This window comes from Poseidonibacter lekithochrous (genome assembly GCF_013283835.1).
Lineage (GTDB): Bacteria > Campylobacterota > Campylobacteria > Campylobacterales > Arcobacteraceae > Poseidonibacter > Poseidonibacter lekithochrous.
In genome coordinates, this window is the sequence record NZ_CP054052.1 from 2,325,506 (window position 1) to 2,347,430 (window position 21,925).

The window sequence follows — 21,925 nt, forward strand, 5'->3', positions numbered from 1 at the left end:
TTATTGGAAGAATTAGATAGTAGAGAAAATTGTTATGTTTGTTATAGACCAGTTAGCGCATGTGTATGTAAACACATTACTCAAACTGTAAAAACAAATACTAAGTTTGTAATATTAATGCACCCAAAAGAGTTTAGAAAAACTAAAAATGGAACAGGTCATATAACTAGAAATTCATTAACAAATAGTGAGATTTTAATTGGTATAGATTTTACTAATAATAAAAGAGTAAATGAACTAATTAATGGAGGAGATTATGAACCTTACTTACTTTATCCCCATGAAAATAGTATTAAGCTAAATACAGAAGCTCTACCTTCAAATAAAAAACCAGTAATCTTTATATTAGACTCTACATGGGCTTGTTCTAAAAAAATGCTTAGAACCAGTAAAAATTTGCAAGACTTAAAAAAGATTAGTTTTTTAAATAATAACTCTTCACAATTTAAAATAAAAACCCAACCTAATCAATACTGTTTATCTACAATTGAATCAACATTATGTGTATTAGAGCAACTAAATAGATTAGAAGTTGAAAACATTAAAACAGACTCTCTTAATAGTTTTTTAAATCCTTTTGAGAAAATGGTTGATTATCAACTTAAGTGTATTAAAGAAGAGAATGGATTCGTAAGATATAAGCGTCCTTATAAAAAAACTGTTTAAAAAAGCTTATATTTACTCCTTTAAACTTAAAAGTAATGTAATTGATTTGAAACAATATAATTTCTAAAGGTATTTTTTCACTTTTTTGAATATAATATTAAAAACTAAGATAAATACTATTATTTGGAGTATAGAATGAAATTTTTATTATTTATATTTGTTTTTCTATTCCTAAATACTCTATCTTTTGCAAACACACAATTGACAGATAAAAAAATTCTAACAGAAAAACAAATACTAGAAGAAGATAGTTTTGAAAAAAGAAGTAATGACTATATTAAAAAACTTTTAAGATCAAGAAAAGCCCCTCTATTTTTCTTAACAAGAAAAAACCTAAAAAAATACTACAAAACTTTTGATTACCAATTAATTTGGACAAATGAAGATGGAGTTAAAGATATTGCTATTAAGTTATTAGACAGTATCAAAAATGACCCTGTACTTAAACCACATTCTAAAGAAGCATTTAGATTAAATAAAATTATTAGAGAACTAAACTCTCTTAATACCTCACCAGAGAGATTTATTGAGAGTATGGCTAAAATTGATTTTATGTTAACAGGTGTTTATAATAGATATATGTGGTTTCTTTCAAGAGGTTATATTGATTGGAAAAAGTTTAAAAATGAGTTAAGTCTTATAAAAGTAAAAGAAGAGATTAATGGTGGTTGGGAAAAGTACAGTGTTAGAAAAAACCATAAAAAACTTCTTTTAAAAGCTATTATGCAAAATGATTTAGATTTAGCTTTTAATGAAGTAAACTTTACTTATCCACAAGCAAAAGAGTTATCACATAAAATCCTTGATTATGAAGTAATTGCTCAGAATGGTGGCTATACAAAGCTACCAAGAACTAAAGCTTTAAAACTTGGTAAGATATCTCCAACTATTAAAATACTAAGACAAAGATTAGTTGAGAGTAATGATTTAGAAAGTAATAATTGTGATATTGACTCAATGCCCCAAGCACAAGAATATAGTGATACTCAAGAAGTAAGGTTAGTGACACAAGGCTCTGATATTATTGAAAATGACTGTTTTGAGTTATTTGATGAGAGTGTAAAAAATGCAGTTATATCTTTCCAAAAAAGACATGGTATAGAAGCAGATGGTATTGTGGGTCCAAGTACTCGAAAATATCTAAATATTCCAGTTGAAAATAAAATCACTCAAATGAGATTAAACCTAGAGAGAATGAGATGGATGCCTAGAGATTTAGGTGAAAAATTCTTAGTTGTTAATATCCCTGAATATAAACTAAAAATGTATGATGAGGAAAAAGTAAAATTAGATATGAGAATAGTTGTTGGGAAAAGAAAACACCCTACTCCTGTATTTTCTCATAAAATGTCATTTATTGTAATTAACCCTTATTGGAAAATTCCCAATAGTATTGTTACAAAAGAGATTATTCCAAAAATGCTTAAAGAACCTGATTATTTAACAAAAACAGGAATTAATGTACATCAAACATGGGATATCAATTCTGATATTTTAGACTCAAATAGTGTTAATTGGAGTTTATATATTAAAGAAAAAACAACAGCTGAACCAGGTGATATAAAAGAAAATCAAACAATTGCAGTAGAGAAAAAACTACCTATTTACAGATTTATTCAAGTACCAAGTAATACAAACCCTCTAGGAAGAATTAAGTTTATGTTTCCTAATAGATATTCAGTTTATTTACATGATAGCCCAGCAAAACATATATTTGAATACGACAAAAGAGCGTATTCTCATGGTTGTGTAAGACTTGCGCAACCAAAGAAATTACTTGAAGCAATTGCATCTAGCGATATAAATGTGGATTACACTGAAGCCAATAAGTTTTTAGAAGAGATTGACAAAACTCAAATTCAATTAGATAAAAAAATTCCAGTGCACATGGTTTATTTAACATCGTGGATTGATGAAAAAGGTATTGTTCATTTTAGAGATGATATTTATAAATATGATAAAATTCAAAAAGAGTTGTTATATAAAACAAATTAATTTAATCAAAGGTTTTAGCCTTTGATTAAATATAATTTATCTTTAACGTAGTTAATACTTTTTACTTGTAGTTGGTGAGTTGGATTTAAAACTTTCATAAAGAATCTAACTTCGGCATTTGTAAAACCATCTAATTCTTTATCTTTCATAGAAACTTCATCATTATCTTGAAGTCTTAATCTTTTTAGTTTTCCATTTGTTTCTTTTGCGTAATAAACTACATCTAGCTCTGTTTGATTTACTTTTTCGATAGTTACAATAATTCTATCTGTTCTAACTTTTAGATTAAAAGTTGGGCATAAGAACATAAAATCTTTCGTTTCGATATAACCAATATACAATTTTGTATAAATATCAAAATATAAACCAAGTTTCTTAGAAGAGAAAAACTTTAAATCAACATCAAATTTTTCATGAGATCTTGATTTTGTTAAAATCCATTCAAGTGTTGGGAAATATTGGAATTTTTTATATCTTACTTTTAAAGCTTCTATAAACTTCTTATGAACAGGTGACTTTAAAGTTTTTAAATTCTTTTTTGTTTTTTTTGCAAAAATGATTTTTTTAATTAAATCTTCATTATCTAAATCTTTTGTAACCCAAACTGTAGCATATTCAGGAAAGTTTCTAATTCCAATAGCTCCATCTGTTAAAATTATTAAAGCTCTAATTATAAGCGTTGGGAAAATCATTTTTAAAAGGGCATATTTTTTTGCAAGACGTTTATTTAAACTAGAAGTTTTTTTAGATGTACTCATTTCTACAAAATAAATTGAATCTTTTGTAAAAAATAAAGCATCAAACTCACTAATATCTTTATATGCAGATTTATATACAATTTGAGAACTTCTATCAATTAGTAGTCCACTTTTAATATATAGGTTCTCTTTATCTTGATAAGGACCTTTTACTACAAACCTAGTGATTTCTTCATCTTGTGAAGCATATTGTAAAAGTAGTTCATAAACAACATTTTCATAAACCTCACCTCTAAAACTACTATAAGCAGATATATATGATGGATCTTCAGTTGAAATGTTATTTCTAAAAAGTGCTCTTAGACTTTTACTATCATAAGAGTAATGGAAAAGATTTTCTTTTATATCGTCGATATTAAGATTTTTGATTTTGTCTGTTATTTTAAATTGATGCAATTTTCTAAGTATAAATACTTTATCCCTTTATAAGTTGAAGAATTATATCTAAATAAATATTAATTGCAAAAAAATATTTATTTTTAAAAGTAAAGAAAAAAAGATTATTTTTTATTTCTTATTTTAAACTTTATGCTACAATAAAAAATTATTAAATAGAGGCTAATATGAATGACAAAAAATTAAATGAAATTTTATTTATATCTAAAACACTGAATGTACTATATGTAAGTCTAAAAAAAGATGATAATGATTCTCTGTTGTCTTATTTAAAAGAAAAATTCAAAAAAGTTATTTGTTCTACAGATGGGGATGAAGCTATTGATATATTTCAAAATAACAAAATATCTGTTGTAATTACAGATATTGAAATAAATTCACTAAATGGTTTTGAACTTATTGAAAATATTTTAAATATAAATAAAAACATTTTAACAATTATATATACTCAACTTCAAAATCATGAATATTTCCTAAAAACTATTGAACTAGGAATAGATGGTTACTTATTAAAGCCTTTTAAAGAAGAAGATTTAAAAAAGATTCTATTTAAATCAATTGAAAAATGTAAAGTTAAACAAGAAAATAAAAAAATAAAGAAAAACTTCGACTTACTAACACAATACCAAGAACTAGTGGATAAAAGCACAATTATTTCCAAAACAAATTCAAAAGGTGTTATTACTTATGTAAATGAGAACTTCTGCAAGGTTTCAGAATATACAAAAGATGAACTATTAGGAAAAAATCATAATATTGTAAAACATCCAGATAATACTAAAGAGTTATTTTCAGACCTATGGAATACTATCAAAAATGAAAGAGAAGAGTGGCACGGTATTATTAAAAACTTAACAAAATCAGGGAAACCTTATTATGTTAAAACTACAATCAAACCAATTATGGATTCAAAAAACAATATTATTGAATACATTAGTGCCAGAAGTAATGTTAGTGCAATTATGAGTGATAAAAAACATCTTATTGATAAAATAGATGAAAATAACTTATCTTTACTTGTACTTATTCAAATTGAAGAATTTGATATGTTAGATAAATTTTATAATATAGAAACAATTAATAAAATAGAAAAAATCTTCGGTTACAATATTTTATCTTGTTTACCAAGTGGCTTTATTTTTGAAGATGTATACAATATTGGAAATGGTAGATTTGCTTTATTAACAGACTTCTTTACATATTCAAGATCAGAGCAAAACATTAATGAGTATCTTAAAAAGTTTGTTCAAAATGTAAAAGAATCAGCCTTTGAAATTGATGATATTGAATATGACTTTAATGTAGTTATTAGTTACTCTTTTGGAAAAGAACATTTATTTGAAGACGCGAAATGTGGTCTTGAAGATGCCATTGAAGAAAAAGGTCTTATCAAATATGCAAATGATTTATCAATTAAAGAACATATAGAAGCTAAGAAAAATATTGAAGTTATGAAGATGGTAAAAATAGCTTTAGATAACTATAAAATCGTTTCATATTTTCAACCAATTATTAATAACCAAACAAAAGAAATAGAAAAATACGAATCTTTAGTTCGATTAGTTGATGAAAAAGGAAAGGTTTTATCTCCTTTTATGTTCTTAGATGTATCTAAAAAAGGTAGTTACTACACAAAAATTACCCATAGAGTATTAGAAAACTCTTTTAAAATGTTAAGTTATATCTCAACGGAATTATCAATTAACCTATCTTCTTTAGATATTGAAAGAGAAGATACAAGAGAAATGTTATATGAACTTCTAGAAGATAACAAAGAAGATAATCATAGAATTATTTTTGAGTTACTTGAAGATGAAAATGTAAAAGACTTTGAAGTAATTAAAACTTTCATTAAAAAAGTCAAAAAAATGGGTGTTCAAATAGCTATTGATGACTTTGGTTCTGGGTACTCAAACTTTGAGAGACTATTAAATTTTGAACCTGATATTCTTAAAATAGATGGAACACTAGTAAAAAATATAGTTGATAATAAATATAGTAGAAACGTTGTTGAAACAATAGTCTCTTTTGCTCAAAAACAAAATATTGTTACAATAGCAGAGTTTGTAGAGAATGAAGAGATTTTTAATATTCTTAATGATTTAGGAGTTGACTACTCACAAGGTTACTATTTTGGTAAACCAGAGAATATAACTATTAAATAAGATAAAGAGAAAATATGTCAAAAAATATACTAATAACAGGGTGTAGTTCAGGATTAGGACTAGCTCTTGCAAAATTTTATTTAGAAAAAGGTTTTAATGTTTATGGAATAAGCAGAAGTAAACCAGATATTACAAATGAAAATTTCTACTTTAAAAGTTTTGATTTATCAAAAATCAAAGAGATAAAGACACACTTAAAAGATTTTATACAAAATATAAAAAGTATTGAAAATGTATATTTAAATGCAGGAATGTTAGGAGAAATAAAATCATCTTTTGATTTATCAATTGATGAGTTAAATGAAGTATATGAACTAAACGTATATGCAAATAAAGAACTTCTTGATATTTTATCTTCAATAGAAGTATCAAAAGTTGTAGCTATATCATCTGGGGCTTCTCACAACGGCTCAAAAGGATGGGGTTCATACTCTTTATCAAAAGCTGGGGTTAATATGCTTATAAACCTTTATTCAACTGAAATGCTTAATACAAGATTATATGCAATAGCTCCAGGAGTTATTGAAACACCAATGACTGATTATATTCGATTTGAAATAGATGATGATATTTATACTTCTGCAAAAAAATTAAAAGAAGGTCATATTCAAACTGCTAAAGAAGCAGCAAAAAGATTACATGAGGCTTTAGAGAAAAGCCAAGATATCAAAAGTGGTTCTTTCTTTGATGTAAGAGATATATAAAAGGAAATTCCTTTTATATACCTAGGTTTCTCATAAAATTACTTGCAATAATTGAACTTTTTTCTTTAAACTTCATTGCAATATCTTCTGTAAATATTTTATCAACTGATTCAAAAAATAGTTTTATCCATGTTTCGAAAGCTTCCCTATCTAATCCACTCATTTGAGCATGTGGAGGAAAAGGAAAACCTCTATAATCCCCTGAACCTGTAACTAATGTAGTCCAAAAGTCAGTTAGTAAATCCATATGAGTTTCCCAAGTCTGAGACTTCATATCAGGCCCTAAATGCTCAATAAAAAAAGGAGCTAATTTCTCATCTTTTAATACTCTTGTATAAAATGTTATTACTAATTTGTTAATATTTTTTTTATCTAATTGGTTTGTTTGCACCTATAATTCCTTAAATTTTTTGTAATATATTTAAATATTTGTAGTTTTTAATTGATTTAAATCAAGAAATCAAAGTAAAGCTTCTCCCATCATTCCAATAATAAAACCTAAATTTACTCCAATTGCTATATATCTACTGCTTTTTAATCGTAAAGAAGGAGCTATATCTTGGAAAATCAAATACAATATTCCACCACTTGCAAAAAGCATTAAACATGATGTTATTTCTATTTTATCATCTAAAAACATATATCCTAAAGATGAAAAAATCACACCAATAAAACTAAGAGCAAATAAAATCACTAAAGATTTCTTTTTAGATATTTTACTTTTTCTAAGTTCTAAATATGAGTTAAAAGATTCAGGTAAATTCTGTAAAGCAATAAATAAAGCTAATAAAATTCCTACCTTATGGTCATATACAAATAATGCTCCTAAAGCAATAGATTCAGGAATAAAGTCTAAAAGCATTGCTAAAACTTGTGGTATTTTTGCACTATTCTTTTCTATGAAAGCATCCAAATAATAAAAAGTAATAGCTCCTAGTAAAAATACAAATACACTAGTAAAAAGTGAGACATTATGCATTCCTTTTGGTATTAATACAAAAGAAACAGCTGCAAGCATTATTCCTGTACCAAAAGCTACTAAAAAATGAATGATTTTTTCTTTTAATATTTTATTGTGTAAATGCTCTTCAAAATAAGCAGAGCTAAGACCACCTATAAAAACAGTAATACCTGCGAAAAAAGAAAAGATGAGAACTTCTAAAAGCATGAGAGAGAAACCCTATAAATATAATATTTTTATATATTATACCATAGGGTCAATTTTATTTTTGTTTGTTTTTTTGAATTGTTTTAATATTAACTAACATTAAAATTGAGATAACTAAGGCTAAAACAAAGAATCCAGCAAATACATAAAGTGTTTGAGAATATGAACCAGTAGCATCTTTTACCATTGAGATAATAAGAGGTCCAACAAGTCCAGCAGCAGCCCATGCTGTTAAAATATAACCATGAATAGCACCAAGCTCTTTAGTTCCAAAAATATCACCTATATAAGCTGGAATTGAAGCAAATCCACCCCCATAACAAGACATAATAAAGAATAGTACTACTTGGAATACAACAACTTCTGTAACAGAAGGTAAAATATAAAATGCAATTGCTTGAGTTAAAAAGAAAATGATATATACAACTGGTCTAGTTAAATAATCACTTAATGAAGCCCAGAATATTCTTCCTGCACCATTAAATATTCCCATTAATCCAACAGCAGCTGCTGCTGCGATTGCTGAAATACCAAGTACTTCTTGAAGTAGTGGAGATGCAACACCAATAATAGCAATACCACAAGTTACATTGATAAATAACATTAACCATAAACCATAAAATCTAGGTGTTTTAACCGCTTCATTTAAACCTAAAGATGATAAATCTTCTTTTAATTTCTTCTTACCTTCTTTGATTTTTTTCTTGAATTTCTTAGGTAAATACCCCTCTTCTGGTTTTTGTAAATAAAGTGCTGATGCGAACATTACTACAAAATATAAAGCTCCTAAAATAAAGAATGTTCCAGAAATTCCTACTTTTTCAATTAAGATTTTAATTGTTGGTCCCCATACGGCAGATGCAAAACCAAATCCCATAATTGCTAAACCTGTAGCCATTCCTCTTTTATCAGGAAACCACTTAACTAATGTAGATACAGGAGATATGTACCCTATTCCTAATCCACATCCACCTAATACTCCATAAAAGAAGTATAAAAGCATTTTTGATTCCATCATTATTGCTAATCCAGATCCAGCTGTTCCTAACCCAAACAGTGAAGCTGCAATAATCGCTGATACTCTAGGACCATTTCTTTCAACAAATTTTCCCATTAGTGCTGCTGATAATCCTAAGAAAAAGATTGCAATACTAAAAGCAATTGTTACATCTGTTAAAGTCCAAGACATTTGTTCTTGAATTGGTTTTACATATACACTCCATGCGTATACAGAACCAATACAGATGTGAACTCCTACAGCACTTAATGCCATAAGCCACCTATTTTTTTCTACCATTTTATTTCCCCGTAAATTAAATTATACGAATTCTATTGAAAACTTATTGAGAGTACATTAAAACGGTCAAAAAAACTTTCCTTAAATTAAAAATTTTACATTTTTTATTAAACAAACACTGAATAATGCTTTAGTTATAATAACAATAAAAAAGGACTCATTATGTCAATAGCAATTATGTGTTCAGGTGGTGATTCATGTGGTATGAATCCAGCTATAAAGTCCTTTGTAGATTATGTATATGAAAAAAGATTAACTCCATATTTTATTTATGAAGGTTTTGAAGGTTTAATAAATAATAAAATTAAAAAAGCAAGACATAAAGATGTTGCAGGAATTATGCATAGGGGCGGAACTATAATAAAAACTTCAAGGTCAAATAGATTTTACAAAAAAGAATTTAGAGATATTGCCTATAAAAATTTACAAGCACATAATATTGATAAGATTGTTATGTTAGGAGGTAATGGTTCTTTCCAAGGACTTAATACTTTTGCTAATGAGTTTGATATCTCTTTTGTAGGAGTTCCTACAACTATTGATAATGATATTTATGGAAGTGATTATTGCTTAGGAGTTGATACTGCTTTAAATGTAATTACAAATGCTTTAGATGATATAAGAGATACCTCTTCATCTTTTAAAAGAGCTTTTGTAGTTGAAACAATGGGAAGAAATTGTGGCTATTTAGCAATGGTTTCTGCAATAACAAGTGGAGCTGAAATTTGTGCAACACCAGAAGTAGAAATAAATCTTAAAAGTTTAGAAAAAAGACTTAAACATGAACTTAATAACGGTAGAGACTATATATTAGCTATTAGTGCAGAAGGTTCAAATAGAACAGAAGAAATAGCTAAATGGCTTAAAGAAAAAGTAGGAATAGAAACAAGAATAATAGTCTTAGGACATATTCAAAGAGGTGGTAATCCTACTGTATTTGAGCGATTAATGGCAAATGAGTTTGTTACATTAGCAGTTGATAAACTACTAGAAGAAAAAGCTAAACTAGCAATAGTATATAAAAATTCTGAGTTTGAGTTTATAGATATTAAAGAAACAGTAAGTAAATCACAAGTGATAAATAAAAAAATATTAAAACAATTAGAAAAAATGATTAAATAAAGAAGAAAAAATCTTCTTTATTTTGATGAACAAGCTGCTGTAAAAACAACATCCGTAGATGAGTTTAATGCAGTTTCCAATGAATCTTGAACAACTCCGATTACAAATCCAATAGCTACAACTTGAAGTGCTATATCATTTGAGATTCCAAATAATGAACAAGCTAAAGGAATAAGTAATAATGATCCCCCAGCAACTCCTGAAGCCCCACACGCAGCTAATGCTGAAATAACACTTAGTAATAAAGCCGTACCAATATCAACAGGAATACCTAAAGTATTAACAGTTGCTAGTGTTAAAATAGTAATAGTAACAGCAGCACCTGCCATATTAGTAGTAGCTCCTAGAGGAATAGATACAGAATATGTGTTTTCATCTAAATCTAATTTTTTACATAAGTTAAGATTTACAGGAATATTTGCAGCTGAACTTCTTGTGAAGAATGCTGTAATACCACTCTCTTTAATACAAGTTAATACTAAAGGAAAAGGATTAGATTTTGTTTTAATAAACACAATAATTGGGTTTACAACAAAAGCTATAAATAACATAGTTCCTACTAAAACTGCAAGTAATTTTCCATAACTTAATAAAGCAGAAAAACCAGTTTGTGCAATTGTATTAGCAACTAATCCAAAAATACCAAATGGAGCTAATCGAATAATAAACTTTACAATCTTTGTAATACCTGTTGATACATCAAAGAATACATTTTTTGTTTCATTACTACTATAATGCATTGCAACACCAAGTGCAATAGCCCATACTAAAATACCTATAAAATTGCCTGTTTGTAGGGCATTAATAGGATTATCAACCATATTAAATAGTACACCTTTTAATACAGTAATTACACTATCAGGTGGAGCTAAATTTGTATTAGCAGCATCAATTAATACTAAGCTTGTTGGAAATAGGAAACTTGCTAGAACAGCAACTAATGCCGCTAAAAAAGTTCCAATTAAATAAAGTGTAATGATTGGTTTAATTTTTGTTTCAACACCAATTTGTTTTGTAGCAATGGCTGTTGATACTAAAACAAAAACTAAAATAGGAGCAATTGCTTTTAACGCCCCAACAAAAAGTGATCCTAAAATAGAAACTGTACTAGCTAATTCTTTTGAAAAAAAACCAACTAAAATACCTAAAACAATACCCACAATGATTTGTAATACTAGGTTTCCATTTGCATACTTGTAAAGAAGACTATTCTCTTTCATACTTATCCTATTGGTAAATTTAAAACTCCTTAATTTTACAGAGGAGTTTAAAAAATTAAGTATATCAAAAGAATACTATTAAAAACTAATTTTGTGAGACTTTTATATATATAATATACACTTTTGTAACAACTATATTGAATAATAATGTAGTTTATACAATATTATTCTTCATGAAAACTAGGTTTTTTAAAGTTTTTTCATCATTATTAGTAGGGAAAGTATCCAAGTTTTCTAATCTTTTCTCAAATACAAATTCAGGAGCATTTTCTTTAAAAATATTTTTTATAAAATTGCTATCTAACTCAGGAGCATTTAGACATGATAAAACTATACAATCATCATTTGCTAAATCTTTTAGTTTTTTTATAATCTTTTCATAATCTTTAGTTGCAGCGAAACTTCCTCTTTGAAAAGAAGGTGGATCAATAATTATAATATCATAAGGTCCCCCTTTTTTAATTCTCGACCAAGATTTTAATATATTATAAGGCATAAATTGTACTTTTTTTGTATCATGATTATTAAGATGGTGGTTTGCTCTACCTTGAGTTAATGCCCCTTTTGCCATATCTACATTTACTACTTTTTTAGCCCCACCTTCAATTGCTACAATTGAAAAAGCACAAGTATAAGAGAATAAATTTAAAACATTTTTATCTTTTGAAATACTTCTTATATATTCTCTTCCAGCCTTCATATCTGGGAAAATACCTATATTTTTATTTGAAAATGCAATATGATATTTCAGCTCATTTTCTATGGCTATATTTTGCTCAGACAAAACACCCTCTAATACTTCACAAGGTGCTTTATCAATATATCTTCTTTGTAAAACTAAAGAATTAAAACCATGATTTTCATATATTTCTTTACAAATAGAAATAATACTTTTTTCTTTAGACTCATCTACCTCATCAAAAAAACATACATATAATACTTTATCTATAGAATCAATTGTTAGAAAATTATAATCATCATAAAAGTTACCTCTACCATGAAATAGTCTTTTAAACTCAAAGTTTTTATTTTCTAAGTTATTCTCAATAATCTCTTTTAATTGAGATACTTCCATTTATTCTGCCTTCTTAAAAATATATTTTTTTATACTTAATACTTCATATTCAAAAATATTATCATTTATTCTAAATTCAAATTCCGCACCCTGCTCTTTACCTAAAAGAGTCTTTCCTAAAGGAGATTTATTTGATATTTTATTTTCGCTTGGTTTTGTTTCATAAGTTCCAACAATAATAAAACTTTTGACTTCATCACTATTTATATCTAATAGTTCTACAATTGAGCCAAAATTTACTTTTATGTGTGGGATTTCATAGGTATTAATTACTTGTGCAGTTTTTATAATCTTATCTAAAAAACGTAATCTTTTATCTATATTTCTAATCTGTTCTTTAGCTGAGATATACTCTGCATTTTCACTTCTATCCCCTAGTTGAGCGGCGATTTCTTTTTCTTTCACCCAATAAGGTTTTTCTTTTTCTAGTAAGTTTTTAAACTCTTTTACAAAAGTAAAATAGCCCTGTTCTGTAATTAATTCTTTTTTTTGCATTTAAAATTATATTAAAATATTAAAAAAAGCTTCTGAAATAGAGTTATATTATTTGTTATATGTACAATTCTAAAAAAAAAGTGTAAAATAATAAAAAAGTGTGCTTAAATATTTCTTATCTCTAATAATTTTATTTTTATAAGGAGTTAGTATGAATAAGACAATTCCGCATCTTATTACAATAATTATACTAATCCTAATACAAAACCTCTATGCAAAACATCCTATAGAAAACAATAACTTAAAAAATATAACTTTACAGTTACAGTGGAAACATCAATTTCAATTTGCAGGTTATTATATAGCAAAAGAGAAAGGCTATTACAAAGATATAGGACTAGATGTTAATATCAAAGAATACACTTATAACAAAGATATAGTACAAGATGTTCTAAATAAAAAAGCCCATTATGCAGTTGGTAGATCTTCTTTAGTAATTAATAAAGCGAAGGGGGATAAAATCACCTTACTTGCAGCTATCTTCCAATCTTCAGCTGATGTTTTAATTGCTTTAAAAAATTCTAATATTTCTTCTTTAAAAGATTTGAAAAATAAAAGAATAATGATTACAGGTAATGCTCAAAATGACCTTATATATTTGAGTATGTTATTCTCAAATAATTTATCTATTGAAGATTTAATTATACAAAAACACTCTTTTGATATTGAAGATTTAGTTAATAAGAATACCGATTTAATGGCATCTTATATTTCAAATGAACCTTATCGATTAAAAAAAGAGTATGGCTTAGACAGTATTGTATTTGCACCAAAAGATTATGGTTTTGATTTTTATGGAGATATTTTATTTACACATGAAGATAGAATAAAAAGTAATACAAATGAAGTAATGAAATTCAAAAAAGCATCATTAAAAGGATGGAAATATGCTTTTGCAAATATAGAAGAAACTATTAATTTAATACAAGAAAAATATAATACTCAGAATAAATCTAAAGAGGCTTTACAATACGAAGCCATAGAGTTACAAAAACTTGCATATTATAATACTAAAGAACTAGGTTTGTTAGATGTAAATAAAATTGAGCGAATCTATGATGCTTATAAATTAATGGGAATTGCAAAAGAACAAATTGACTTTAAAAGTTTTATTTTTGATGATACTCAAATGAACTCAATGTTCACAAAAAAAGAAAAAGCTTTTCTAAAAAGAAAAAAAATACTAAGACTTTGTATTGACCCAAATTGGATGCCCTTTGAAATGTTCACAGATGATGGGAAATATATTGGTTTATCTTCTGAGTACTTTAAACTATTTTCAGAACAATTAAAAATACCAATTAAAGCAATTAGAACTAATAATTGGAGTGAAACATTAGATTTTATGAAAAAAAGAAAATGTGATATTTTATCTCTTGCAATGGAAACACCAAATAGAAAACAATATATGGACTTTACTTCTGTATATATGCAAATGCCACTAGTTTTAGCTACAAAATTAAATGTAACCTTTGTAGATAATTTCAAGCAATTAAAAAACAAAAAAATAGGTATTGTTAAAGACTACGCTTATGCAGAATTAATTAAAAACAAATTTCCGTATATAAATATTGTTGAGGCAAAAAATACAAAAGATGGTCTTACAAAAGTAGTAAATGAAGAAATATTTGCTTTTATAGGTGCAGTTGCAGATATTAGTTATTTCACCCAAAAAGATTTTATTGGTGAAGTTAAAATATCTGGGAAATTCAAAGAGAATTTAAACTTAAGTATTGCAGTAAGAAATGATGAAACTATACTATTATCAATATTTAATAAACTTATTAGAAATCTAGAAGATGACTTCAAAAATAAAATTACAAATAAATATATGGCAATTAAATATGATCCAAAAGTTAATCACTCCTTATTATGGAAAAGTTCTCTTATTTTTGTAATCATCATACTAATTACATTTTATTGGACCTACACAATAAGAAAAGAGAAACAAAAAGCAGAACTTTTATTAATAAAATTAGAATTTGCGAGAAATCAACTAAAAGAGAAAAATAAAGAGTTAAAACATATTGCAAGAACCGATAAATTGACAGAACTTTATAATAGAGTTAAACTAGATGATGCCCTAATCAAAGAGTTAAGTAGAGCAAATAGATATAACCACTCTTTAGGAATTATTTTAATAGATATTGATAATTTTAAACAAGTTAATGATACTTATGGTCACTTAGTAGGAGATATGGTATTAATAGACCTAGCAAAAATATTAAAAGAGTATACAAGGGATATTGATATTGCAGGAAGATGGGGAGGAGAAGAGTTTATGATAATTTGTCCAGAAACAAATATTAAAGGAACAAATAAACTAGCTCACCTATTAAAAGATAAAATTGAATCCTTTGACTTTCCAGAAGCTAGAAATATAACTGCTAGTTTTGGTATTTCACAATTTAGAATAAAAGACACACCTGATGATTTAATACTTAAAGCAGATGAAGCCTTATATAAAGCGAAAAGTGCAGGAAGAAACTGTGTAAGAGGATATACTAATTAATTTTTAATTGGTAAATCCACATAAAAACAAGCTCCCCCATTGCTATTATAAACACCAATAACTCCATTAAAATGTTTATTAACAATTGTTTTACACATATATAATCCTAAACCTGTACCTGACTTTTCATCTTTTGTAGAAAAATAAGGATCAAAGATTTTATCAATAATTGATTCTTTAACTCCACCTGCATTATCAGTAAAACTCGTACGTAAAGTATTATGAATACGATAAATTCGAACTTTTATTTCTTTTTGCTCAATATTTTTAGAAACTAAAGCTTCTTTAGCATTTTTAATTATATTAATAAACACTTGCAATAACTCCCTTGAGTGTACTTCAATACAAGATTCATCTTCCACACAGATTGTTAAAACAATATTATTATTCTCTAAAGATTTAAGCATAATTTTTAAAGTCTCATCAATTATATCTTTTGGTTTTACTATCTCTTTTTCTTTATTAGGTTTAAAAAAGTTCCTAAAGTCTTCAATAGTTTGAGATAGATATTTTGTTTGATCTAATATAGATTCGGTATTTTCTTTCAGTTCATCATTTTCAACCATATCAAGCTCTATATCTGCTAAAGTATTATTTGCAGCCATTGAAATAACAGAGATTGGTTGTCTCCATTGATGTGCAATCATAGAAATCATCTCACCCATTGCTGCGTGTCTTGATTGAGCTATCATCATCTCTTCTTTATCTTTTAACTCTTCTTTTAAATATACTTCTTTTGTAATCTCTTGTTTTACTGCTAGATAGTTTATTATTTCATTTTTATCATCTAAAATTGGAGTAATAATAGCAGACTCCCAAAACTCATTACCTTCTTTATCAATATTCTTAAAAGTACCTCTCCAAGTTTTTTTTGCAAGAAGAGTATCCCATATAATATTATATTCAATAGGTGAAGTTAATTTTGATTTTAATATTCTTGGATTCTGTCCTATTGCTTCTTTATAAGTAAATCCAGTTACAGCAGAGAAATGAGGATTTACATACTCTATATTTCCTTCTATATTTGTAATCACTATAGAGATTGGAGAATGGTCAATTGCTACTTTTAATTTAAGTAACTCATGTTCAAGTTCTTGTTGTTTAGTAATATTAGTATGAAAACCAACCATTCTTAAAGCTTTTCCATTTTTATCAAAAATAGTTTTACCCTTATCTAATATCCATTGCCATGAGCCATCTTTATGTTTTAACCTATGTATATTCTCATATAACTCTGTTTTTCCCTCATGGTTATCTTTAATATCTCTTATGGTTTTTTCTTTATCATCAGGATGAACTCTGTCCTCCCAAGATTTAAAATCATTTTCTAATTCATTATCTTTAAAACCTAATAACTCTTTCCAGATAGGTGAAAAATAAACTTCATTGCTCTGTAAATCCCAATCCCATAACCCAAGCTTTGAACCACTTACCGCATAATCATATCTATCATATAAAATTTTATATTTATCTTTTAACTCTTTTAAATGTTTTTGGTTTTTATAAATACTATTTATTACTAAAATACCTATAACAAAAATCACTAGAGAGAAGATAATAATTAGAAGTATTTGTTTTGTATATTCTCCATCTAAACTCTCCCAATTCTCTTCATATAAATCCATAGGAATTGATACACTAATTCCACCTCGAACTTCACCTTCTTTATAACCTTGAATTGAATGACAATTTAAACAAGATTTTTCAACTATTAACTTACCCATAAAATTAAGCATATTATTCTGTTTATCTTCTTGAGTAAAGTAGTTATCGTATGTATGTTCTTCAAAATACTTTAAAGCCTCTTTTTCAAAAGCATTAGCTTTATTATCAGGATTCAAAGGTTTTAAACTTGTAATTTTATATTTATAATCACTTTTTGCATTCATCATTTCTGAGAGTTGTCTAGTCATCCAAGCTGGATTTATTTTTACTAATAGTTCATTATCTTTAGTATATAAATGGTTATTTGTAAGATACTTGTTAGGCTTTAATCCACTTTGGGACTTAACATATATTCCACCGAATTTAGAGTTCCAAGCTCTAAAAATCTTAAGATTTTCAAAGTGTGTTTTAGCTTCATTGTAGATAGTTTTATTAAATAATTCTTTATTTGATTCATATATTTTATTTTTATTATTTAATACTGTATATGCCATATAAAAAACAATTACAGACAAAAACAAATATGCAATATTTCTAAGTAGTTTTAAATCCATTTTCACACCTATGAGTATTGATATTTTGTTTTAAATTCATCCACTAATTCTAATTCTCTTTTATAAATATACTTTTGCAGAGAGTTTTCAGTTTCTTCATTTCCTTTAATTAATAAAACAACTTTATAAGTATCTTCATCTAAGTCTTCAATTTTATATACTCTAGATTCTAAATTTACATAATCAACACTATGTTCCTTTTCATTCTTTGAGAAGATTATTAGAAGGTTAATAACATCATGTTTTTCTAAATGAAGATTATCTTTACTAATTTCTAAAAGTATCTCTTTTGTAGAGATTCCATTTATATGAGTTTCAATTCTTTCGTCTTTACCCTGAATAACAAAAGCTTTTAGTTTATCATTTGGTTCTAGTACAATTCCTGTTCTATCTTTAAATTCAGGATGAAATAATTTCTCTTTTTTAAGAACTACTTCATAATCTTCTAAATTAAAAGAGATTAAAGAACATGAGATATCTTCACTTACTAAGGATGAGTCTAAAATCGCACTATGTTCATGTTTTATTGCTAACAGTTGAAGATGTGTTGTTCTAAGAGTAATTTTATCTTCATCTATATTTAGTATTTTTCCACTATTAATTATTGGCACACCTTTATAGTGATTAATAATATCAATTTTCATACTATTCTCAAAAAGAAAAGTTAAAATATCATTATCTCCTAAATCAGGAGAAGTGATTTCATTCTTTTTAAACTCTTCTAATTCAAACTCTTTTCTTTTAATATTCGATAGTACTTTTAAAAATACTGTTATCATTTTTACCGCATTTACAGGTTTAGCAATAAAATCACTTACCCCTATATGAAAAGACTTCATTAAAGTTTCAGTATCTGAATGAGCTGATAAGATTACAATTTCTACATCTGGATTTATTTTTTTTATTTCTCGAATCATTTCGTGACCCGTCATTTTAGGCATTGTAAGATCTGTTAACACTAGGTCAGGTCTATTTTTTTTATATAGTTCAAGTCCTTCTTGTCCATCTGAGGCTACAATTACTTCTTTAAACAATTTACTTAAAAACTTAACTACTTGTTTTTGTAAAGCTTGGCTATCTTCTACAAATAAAATAGTGTAATTTTGAGCTATTTCTTTTAATTTGACTATACTTTCCATACTATCCATAATAAATCCTAAGAATTTTTATAATTAATAGATAATCTATCAATTATATTTTTTAATTTTTCAAAATCCAAATCGTAATCTTTTGCTTTTAATAAAGCTAATTGAATACTATCACTTGACATTGGACGCGTGAAGGAACAAAGAGTATTTATAACACTTAATACAGCAACTGCTTTTTTATTAGAAGTACTTAAATATGGATTTCCCATATAAAAAATCATATCTAAATTCTTTTGATCAAAACCCCAATCTTTTAGAACCATTGAACTTAGTTCACATGAGCTAATACCTACAAAATCTCGCTCAACTTTTGAAACATCACTATTTCTATAAATAGCTTTAAATTTATTGATTTTATTTTCTTGTTTTAAATAAGATGAAATAATAAACTTTCCAATATTATGTAAAAAAATAGGAATAATTAAATCTTCTTTTAAATCAGCATCACTTTCATCAAGCCAATCTAACATCACTTTAAAAGAGAGTTCATTTACTAAGTTAAATTTATAATAAGTTATATCATAAGCATCTAAGTCAAACTTCAATGTATTATTTACAATCTCACTTATACAAACAGCAATAGTAAAATTCATACCATATAAACTAATAGCTTGTCCTGGTGTATCAATAGTATTCGTAAAACCAAAGAATTTTGAATTTGCAAGATGCAATATTCTTGAAGTTAAAATAGGATCTCTGTGAATTAACTCTAATAGTTTTTTTGTATCATAATTTTCACTTGATTTTAAATTTAAAAGCAAAGTTACAATATCTGGTAGAATTGGTAGTTTTTTTAAGTTTTCTTCTAATATTAACATAGCGTTATACTTTATTATTTCTTTATATAATAGCATTATTTTTCAATTAATAAATTTAATATGTGCATAAAATAAAAGATAAAATTGATTATTTAAGTTTTAATTACACAAAAAGTAAATAAATTTTACTTATAATATATAAAATCCTAAAAAAGAGATGATATGAAAAATTATGATTTAATAGTAATTGGAGCAGGTAGAGCTGCCAATTTAGCAGTAAAAGCAGGGAAACTAGGAAAAAAAGTAGCTATCATAGAAAAATCTAAATTAGGTGGAACATGCCCAAATAGAGGCTGTGTCCCATCAAAATTAATCATAGGTTATGCTCATGTAGCAAGAGCTATCAAAGAATCAGAAAGACATTTTATTGATTCAACAATAAACAATATAGATATTAATAAAATATTTGAAGAAACAAACAACTACGTTTCAAAAATTGATCCAAGATATGAAAGTAGATTTAATGAAAATGTAACAGTATATAGAGGAAGTGCAAGTTTTATCTCCGATAAAGTAATAGAAGTTAATGATGAAAGATTAAGTGCTGACAATATATTAATAGCAACTGGAACTAGACCAATTAAACCTGCACATGAAAAAGCTTGGAGCAGTGATGATATATTTCCTTTCAAAAAAGAGATACCAAAATCAATAACAATAGTAGGTTCTGGATTTATTGCTTGTGAATTAGCAAACTTCTTTGATGCAGTGGGAATAAAAACAAAACTAATTGCTAGAGGAGATAAACTTCTTAGTGCCGAAGATAAAGATATAAGTGAGATTTTTAAAGAAGAGTTTACAAAAAATGTAGATGTATCATTTAATACAACAATAAAAGATATTAAACATGAAAACAATGAATTTGACTTAGTATTAGAAAATAAAGATGGAACAAAAGTAAGCCATAAAAGTGAAGCTTTATTATATGCCACAGGAAGAGTCTCAAACGCTGATTTATTAAACCTTGAAAATACAAATATTAAAACAAATGAAAGAGGATTTATTAAAAGAAATGAATTCTTTGAAACATCAGTTAGTGGAGTTTATGTTACAGGAGATGCAAGTGGAGAAAATATGCTTCAACACGCAGCAGCTTATGAAGTAAACTATCTTGGAAAGATTTTATATGAAAATGAGCCAAGTCCTTTAAAATTCAAATATATGCCACATGCAGTATTCTCAGATCCAGAAGTTGCTAGTGTTGGAATAACTGAGCAAAAAGCACAAGAAAGCGGAATTAACTATGTTGCCTCAACAACTAATTGGTTAGCAAGTGCAAAAGCTATGTCAACAAGACTTGATTATCCAAGAACTAAATTTATTATAAATCCTAATACTTATGAGATTTTAGGATGTCATTTAATTGGACCTGAAAGCTCAACTATGATGCATCAAATTTTAAGTGTAATGCATATAGAAAATGATATTAGACATTTAAAAGATATGTTATATATCCACCCTGCTTTAAGTGAAGCTATCTTACCAGCAGCAGTTCAAGCAGTAATTGAAGTGGAAAAATATAACAACTAATATTTTGTATAAAAATTTGTTATTATTATTGAAAGGGCAGAAAAAATAAGGATACTTCCCATAAGTATATTAAAACCTTGCAATCGTTTATTTGTACTAAAAAAACGTGTTGCTTTTTGCCCTAAGACACCCCAAAAAGATAAAGACATATAACATACAAAAAAATAAATACATACAAAAACAATCAAAGCTGTTTTACTTTGGGAAAACATTGAAACACCTGAGATTGACGCTATCCAAGCTTTCGGATTAAGCCATTGTAATAAAAAACCTTCATGGAACTTAAGATATTTCAAATCTTCATCTTTGACTTCCAAAGAAGCTTTTGAGTTTGCAATTTTATATCCCATATAACAAATAAATAAAGCACCAAAAATTTCTAAAATTAAAAAAACATCTGTATATTGTTCATATATTGAAGATAAACCAAGTGCAATTAGTATTAAAAGTAATGTAAATCCTATAGTTGCCCCAGAAATAAATGAGAAAGTTTTTGTAAAGCCATGATTAATACCTGAAGTTACAATCATAATATTTACAGGTCCTGGGGTTATTGACATAGCAAGAGAAAAAGAAAACATTGCTAAAAAAATAGTTTGTGACATAAAAATCCTTTATATTAAAAAATAAGTATAAA

18 protein-coding genes are annotated in these 21,925 nt (G+C 26.6%); 7 read left to right on the forward strand and 11 right to left on the reverse strand.

Going from position 1 to position 21,925, the window contains the following annotated elements:
• Positions 1 to 3 precede the first annotated feature (3 nt).
• Both ALEK_RS11015 and ALEK_RS11020 read left to right on the forward strand, forming a co-directional pair.
• On the forward strand, positions 4 to 666 hold the full coding sequence (locus tag ALEK_RS11015) for a tRNA-uridine aminocarboxypropyltransferase (RefSeq protein ID WP_071625115.1): 663 nt from the start codon (positions 4 to 6) through the stop codon (positions 664 to 666).
• Between the two features lie 135 nt (positions 667 to 801).
• The gene (locus ALEK_RS11020; protein WP_071625114.1) at positions 802 to 2,661 is read left to right on the forward strand and encodes a L,D-transpeptidase family protein; all 1,860 of its coding nucleotides are present in this window, start codon (positions 802 to 804) and stop codon (positions 2,659 to 2,661) included.
• A gap of 14 nt (positions 2,662 to 2,675) precedes the next feature.
• Here ALEK_RS11020 and ALEK_RS11025 read toward each other — a convergent pair whose 3' ends face one another.
• Complete coding sequence (locus ALEK_RS11025; RefSeq protein WP_071625113.1) at positions 2,676 to 3,815, reverse strand: hypothetical protein; 1,140 nt, start codon at positions 3,813 to 3,815, stop codon at positions 2,676 to 2,678.
• 167 nt (positions 3,816 to 3,982) lie between these two features.
• Between ALEK_RS11025 and ALEK_RS11030 the strand changes: the two genes are divergently transcribed.
• Positions 3,983 to 5,980 carry an EAL domain-containing protein gene (locus tag ALEK_RS11030; RefSeq protein ID WP_071625112.1) on the forward strand — a complete coding sequence of 666 codons (1,998 nt, stop codon included), beginning with the start codon at positions 3,983 to 3,985 and terminating at the stop codon, positions 5,978 to 5,980.
• A gap of 14 nt (positions 5,981 to 5,994) precedes the next feature.
• The gene (locus tag ALEK_RS11035; protein WP_071625111.1) at positions 5,995 to 6,684 is read left to right on the forward strand and encodes an SDR family NAD(P)-dependent oxidoreductase; all 690 of its coding nucleotides are present in this window, start codon (positions 5,995 to 5,997) and stop codon (positions 6,682 to 6,684) included.
• A 13-nt stretch (positions 6,685 to 6,697) separates the two neighbouring features.
• Here ALEK_RS11035 and ALEK_RS11040 read toward each other — a convergent pair whose 3' ends face one another.
• From ALEK_RS11040 to ALEK_RS11050, 3 genes are all read right to left on the reverse strand, one after another.
• A complete protein-coding gene (locus tag ALEK_RS11040) occupies positions 6,698 to 7,075 on the reverse strand; it encodes a group III truncated hemoglobin (RefSeq protein WP_071625110.1) in 378 nt (125 codons plus the stop codon).
• A gap of 69 nt (positions 7,076 to 7,144) precedes the next feature.
• Positions 7,145 to 7,852: a ZIP family metal transporter gene (locus ALEK_RS11045; RefSeq protein WP_071625109.1), complete on the reverse strand. Its 708-nt coding sequence runs from the start codon at positions 7,850 to 7,852 to the stop codon at positions 7,145 to 7,147.
• A 55-nt stretch (positions 7,853 to 7,907) separates the two neighbouring features.
• On the reverse strand, positions 7,908 to 9,149 hold the full coding sequence (locus tag ALEK_RS11050; protein WP_071625108.1) for an L-lactate MFS transporter: 1,242 nt from the start codon (positions 9,147 to 9,149) through the stop codon (positions 7,908 to 7,910).
• A 162-nt stretch (positions 9,150 to 9,311) separates the two neighbouring features.
• On the opposite strand from ALEK_RS11050, the gene ALEK_RS11055 reads away from it, so the two are divergent.
• Positions 9,312 to 10,271: a 6-phosphofructokinase gene (locus ALEK_RS11055; protein ID WP_173424135.1), complete on the forward strand. Its 960-nt coding sequence runs from the start codon at positions 9,312 to 9,314 to the stop codon at positions 10,269 to 10,271.
• Between the two features lie 17 nt (positions 10,272 to 10,288).
• On the opposite strand, the gene sstT is transcribed toward ALEK_RS11055, so the two are convergent.
• The 3 genes from sstT to ALEK_RS11070 form a co-directional block, all read right to left on the reverse strand.
• The gene (gene sstT, locus ALEK_RS11060; protein WP_071625106.1) at positions 10,289 to 11,491 is read right to left on the reverse strand and encodes a serine/threonine transporter SstT; all 1,203 of its coding nucleotides are present in this window, start codon (positions 11,489 to 11,491) and stop codon (positions 10,289 to 10,291) included.
• A gap of 154 nt (positions 11,492 to 11,645) precedes the next feature.
• On the reverse strand, positions 11,646 to 12,566 hold the full coding sequence (locus ALEK_RS11065) for a class I SAM-dependent methyltransferase (RefSeq protein WP_071625105.1): 921 nt from the start codon (positions 12,564 to 12,566) through the stop codon (positions 11,646 to 11,648).
• Entirely contained in the window at positions 12,567 to 13,061 is a 495-nt protein-coding gene (locus ALEK_RS11070; RefSeq protein ID WP_071625104.1) for a GreA/GreB family elongation factor, read from the reverse strand.
• Positions 13,062 to 13,212: 151 nt separating this feature from the next.
• Here ALEK_RS11070 and ALEK_RS11075 point away from each other — a divergent pair, with 151 nt between their 5' ends.
• Positions 13,213 to 15,573, forward strand: a complete 2,361-nt coding sequence (locus ALEK_RS11075) for a diguanylate cyclase (RefSeq protein ID WP_071625103.1) — start codon at positions 13,213 to 13,215, stop codon at positions 15,571 to 15,573.
• Here ALEK_RS11075 and ALEK_RS11080 read toward each other — a convergent pair.
• The 3 genes from ALEK_RS11080 to ALEK_RS11090 are packed head-to-tail and all read right to left on the reverse strand — an operon-like array spanning position 15,570 to position 19,758.
• Positions 15,570 to 17,792 (reverse strand): PAS domain S-box protein, encoded by a 2,223-nt coding sequence (locus ALEK_RS11080; protein WP_071625102.1) that lies wholly within the window; start codon positions 17,790 to 17,792, stop codon positions 15,570 to 15,572. The two genes, ALEK_RS11075 and ALEK_RS11080, sit on opposite strands and share 4 nt — an antisense overlap.
• Positions 17,793 to 17,800: 8 nt before the next feature.
• A complete protein-coding gene (locus ALEK_RS11085) occupies positions 17,801 to 18,940 on the reverse strand; it encodes a response regulator (protein WP_071625101.1) in 1,140 nt (379 codons plus the stop codon).
• Positions 18,941 to 18,948: 8 nt separating this feature from the next.
• Complete coding sequence (locus ALEK_RS11090) at positions 18,949 to 19,758, reverse strand: HDOD domain-containing protein (RefSeq protein WP_071625100.1); 810 nt, start codon at positions 19,756 to 19,758, stop codon at positions 18,949 to 18,951.
• 162 nt (positions 19,759 to 19,920) lie between these two features.
• On the opposite strand from ALEK_RS11090, the gene ALEK_RS11095 reads away from it, so the two are divergent.
• Complete coding sequence (locus ALEK_RS11095; RefSeq protein WP_071625099.1) at positions 19,921 to 21,288, forward strand: dihydrolipoyl dehydrogenase family protein; 1,368 nt, start codon at positions 19,921 to 19,923, stop codon at positions 21,286 to 21,288.
• Here the strand turns inward: ALEK_RS11095 and ALEK_RS11100 are convergent.
• Entirely contained in the window at positions 21,285 to 21,893 is a 609-nt protein-coding gene (locus ALEK_RS11100) for a LysE family translocator (protein ID WP_197950271.1), read from the reverse strand. The genes ALEK_RS11095 and ALEK_RS11100 overlap by 4 nt on opposite strands.
• Between the last annotated feature and the right edge of the window lie 32 nt (positions 21,894 to 21,925).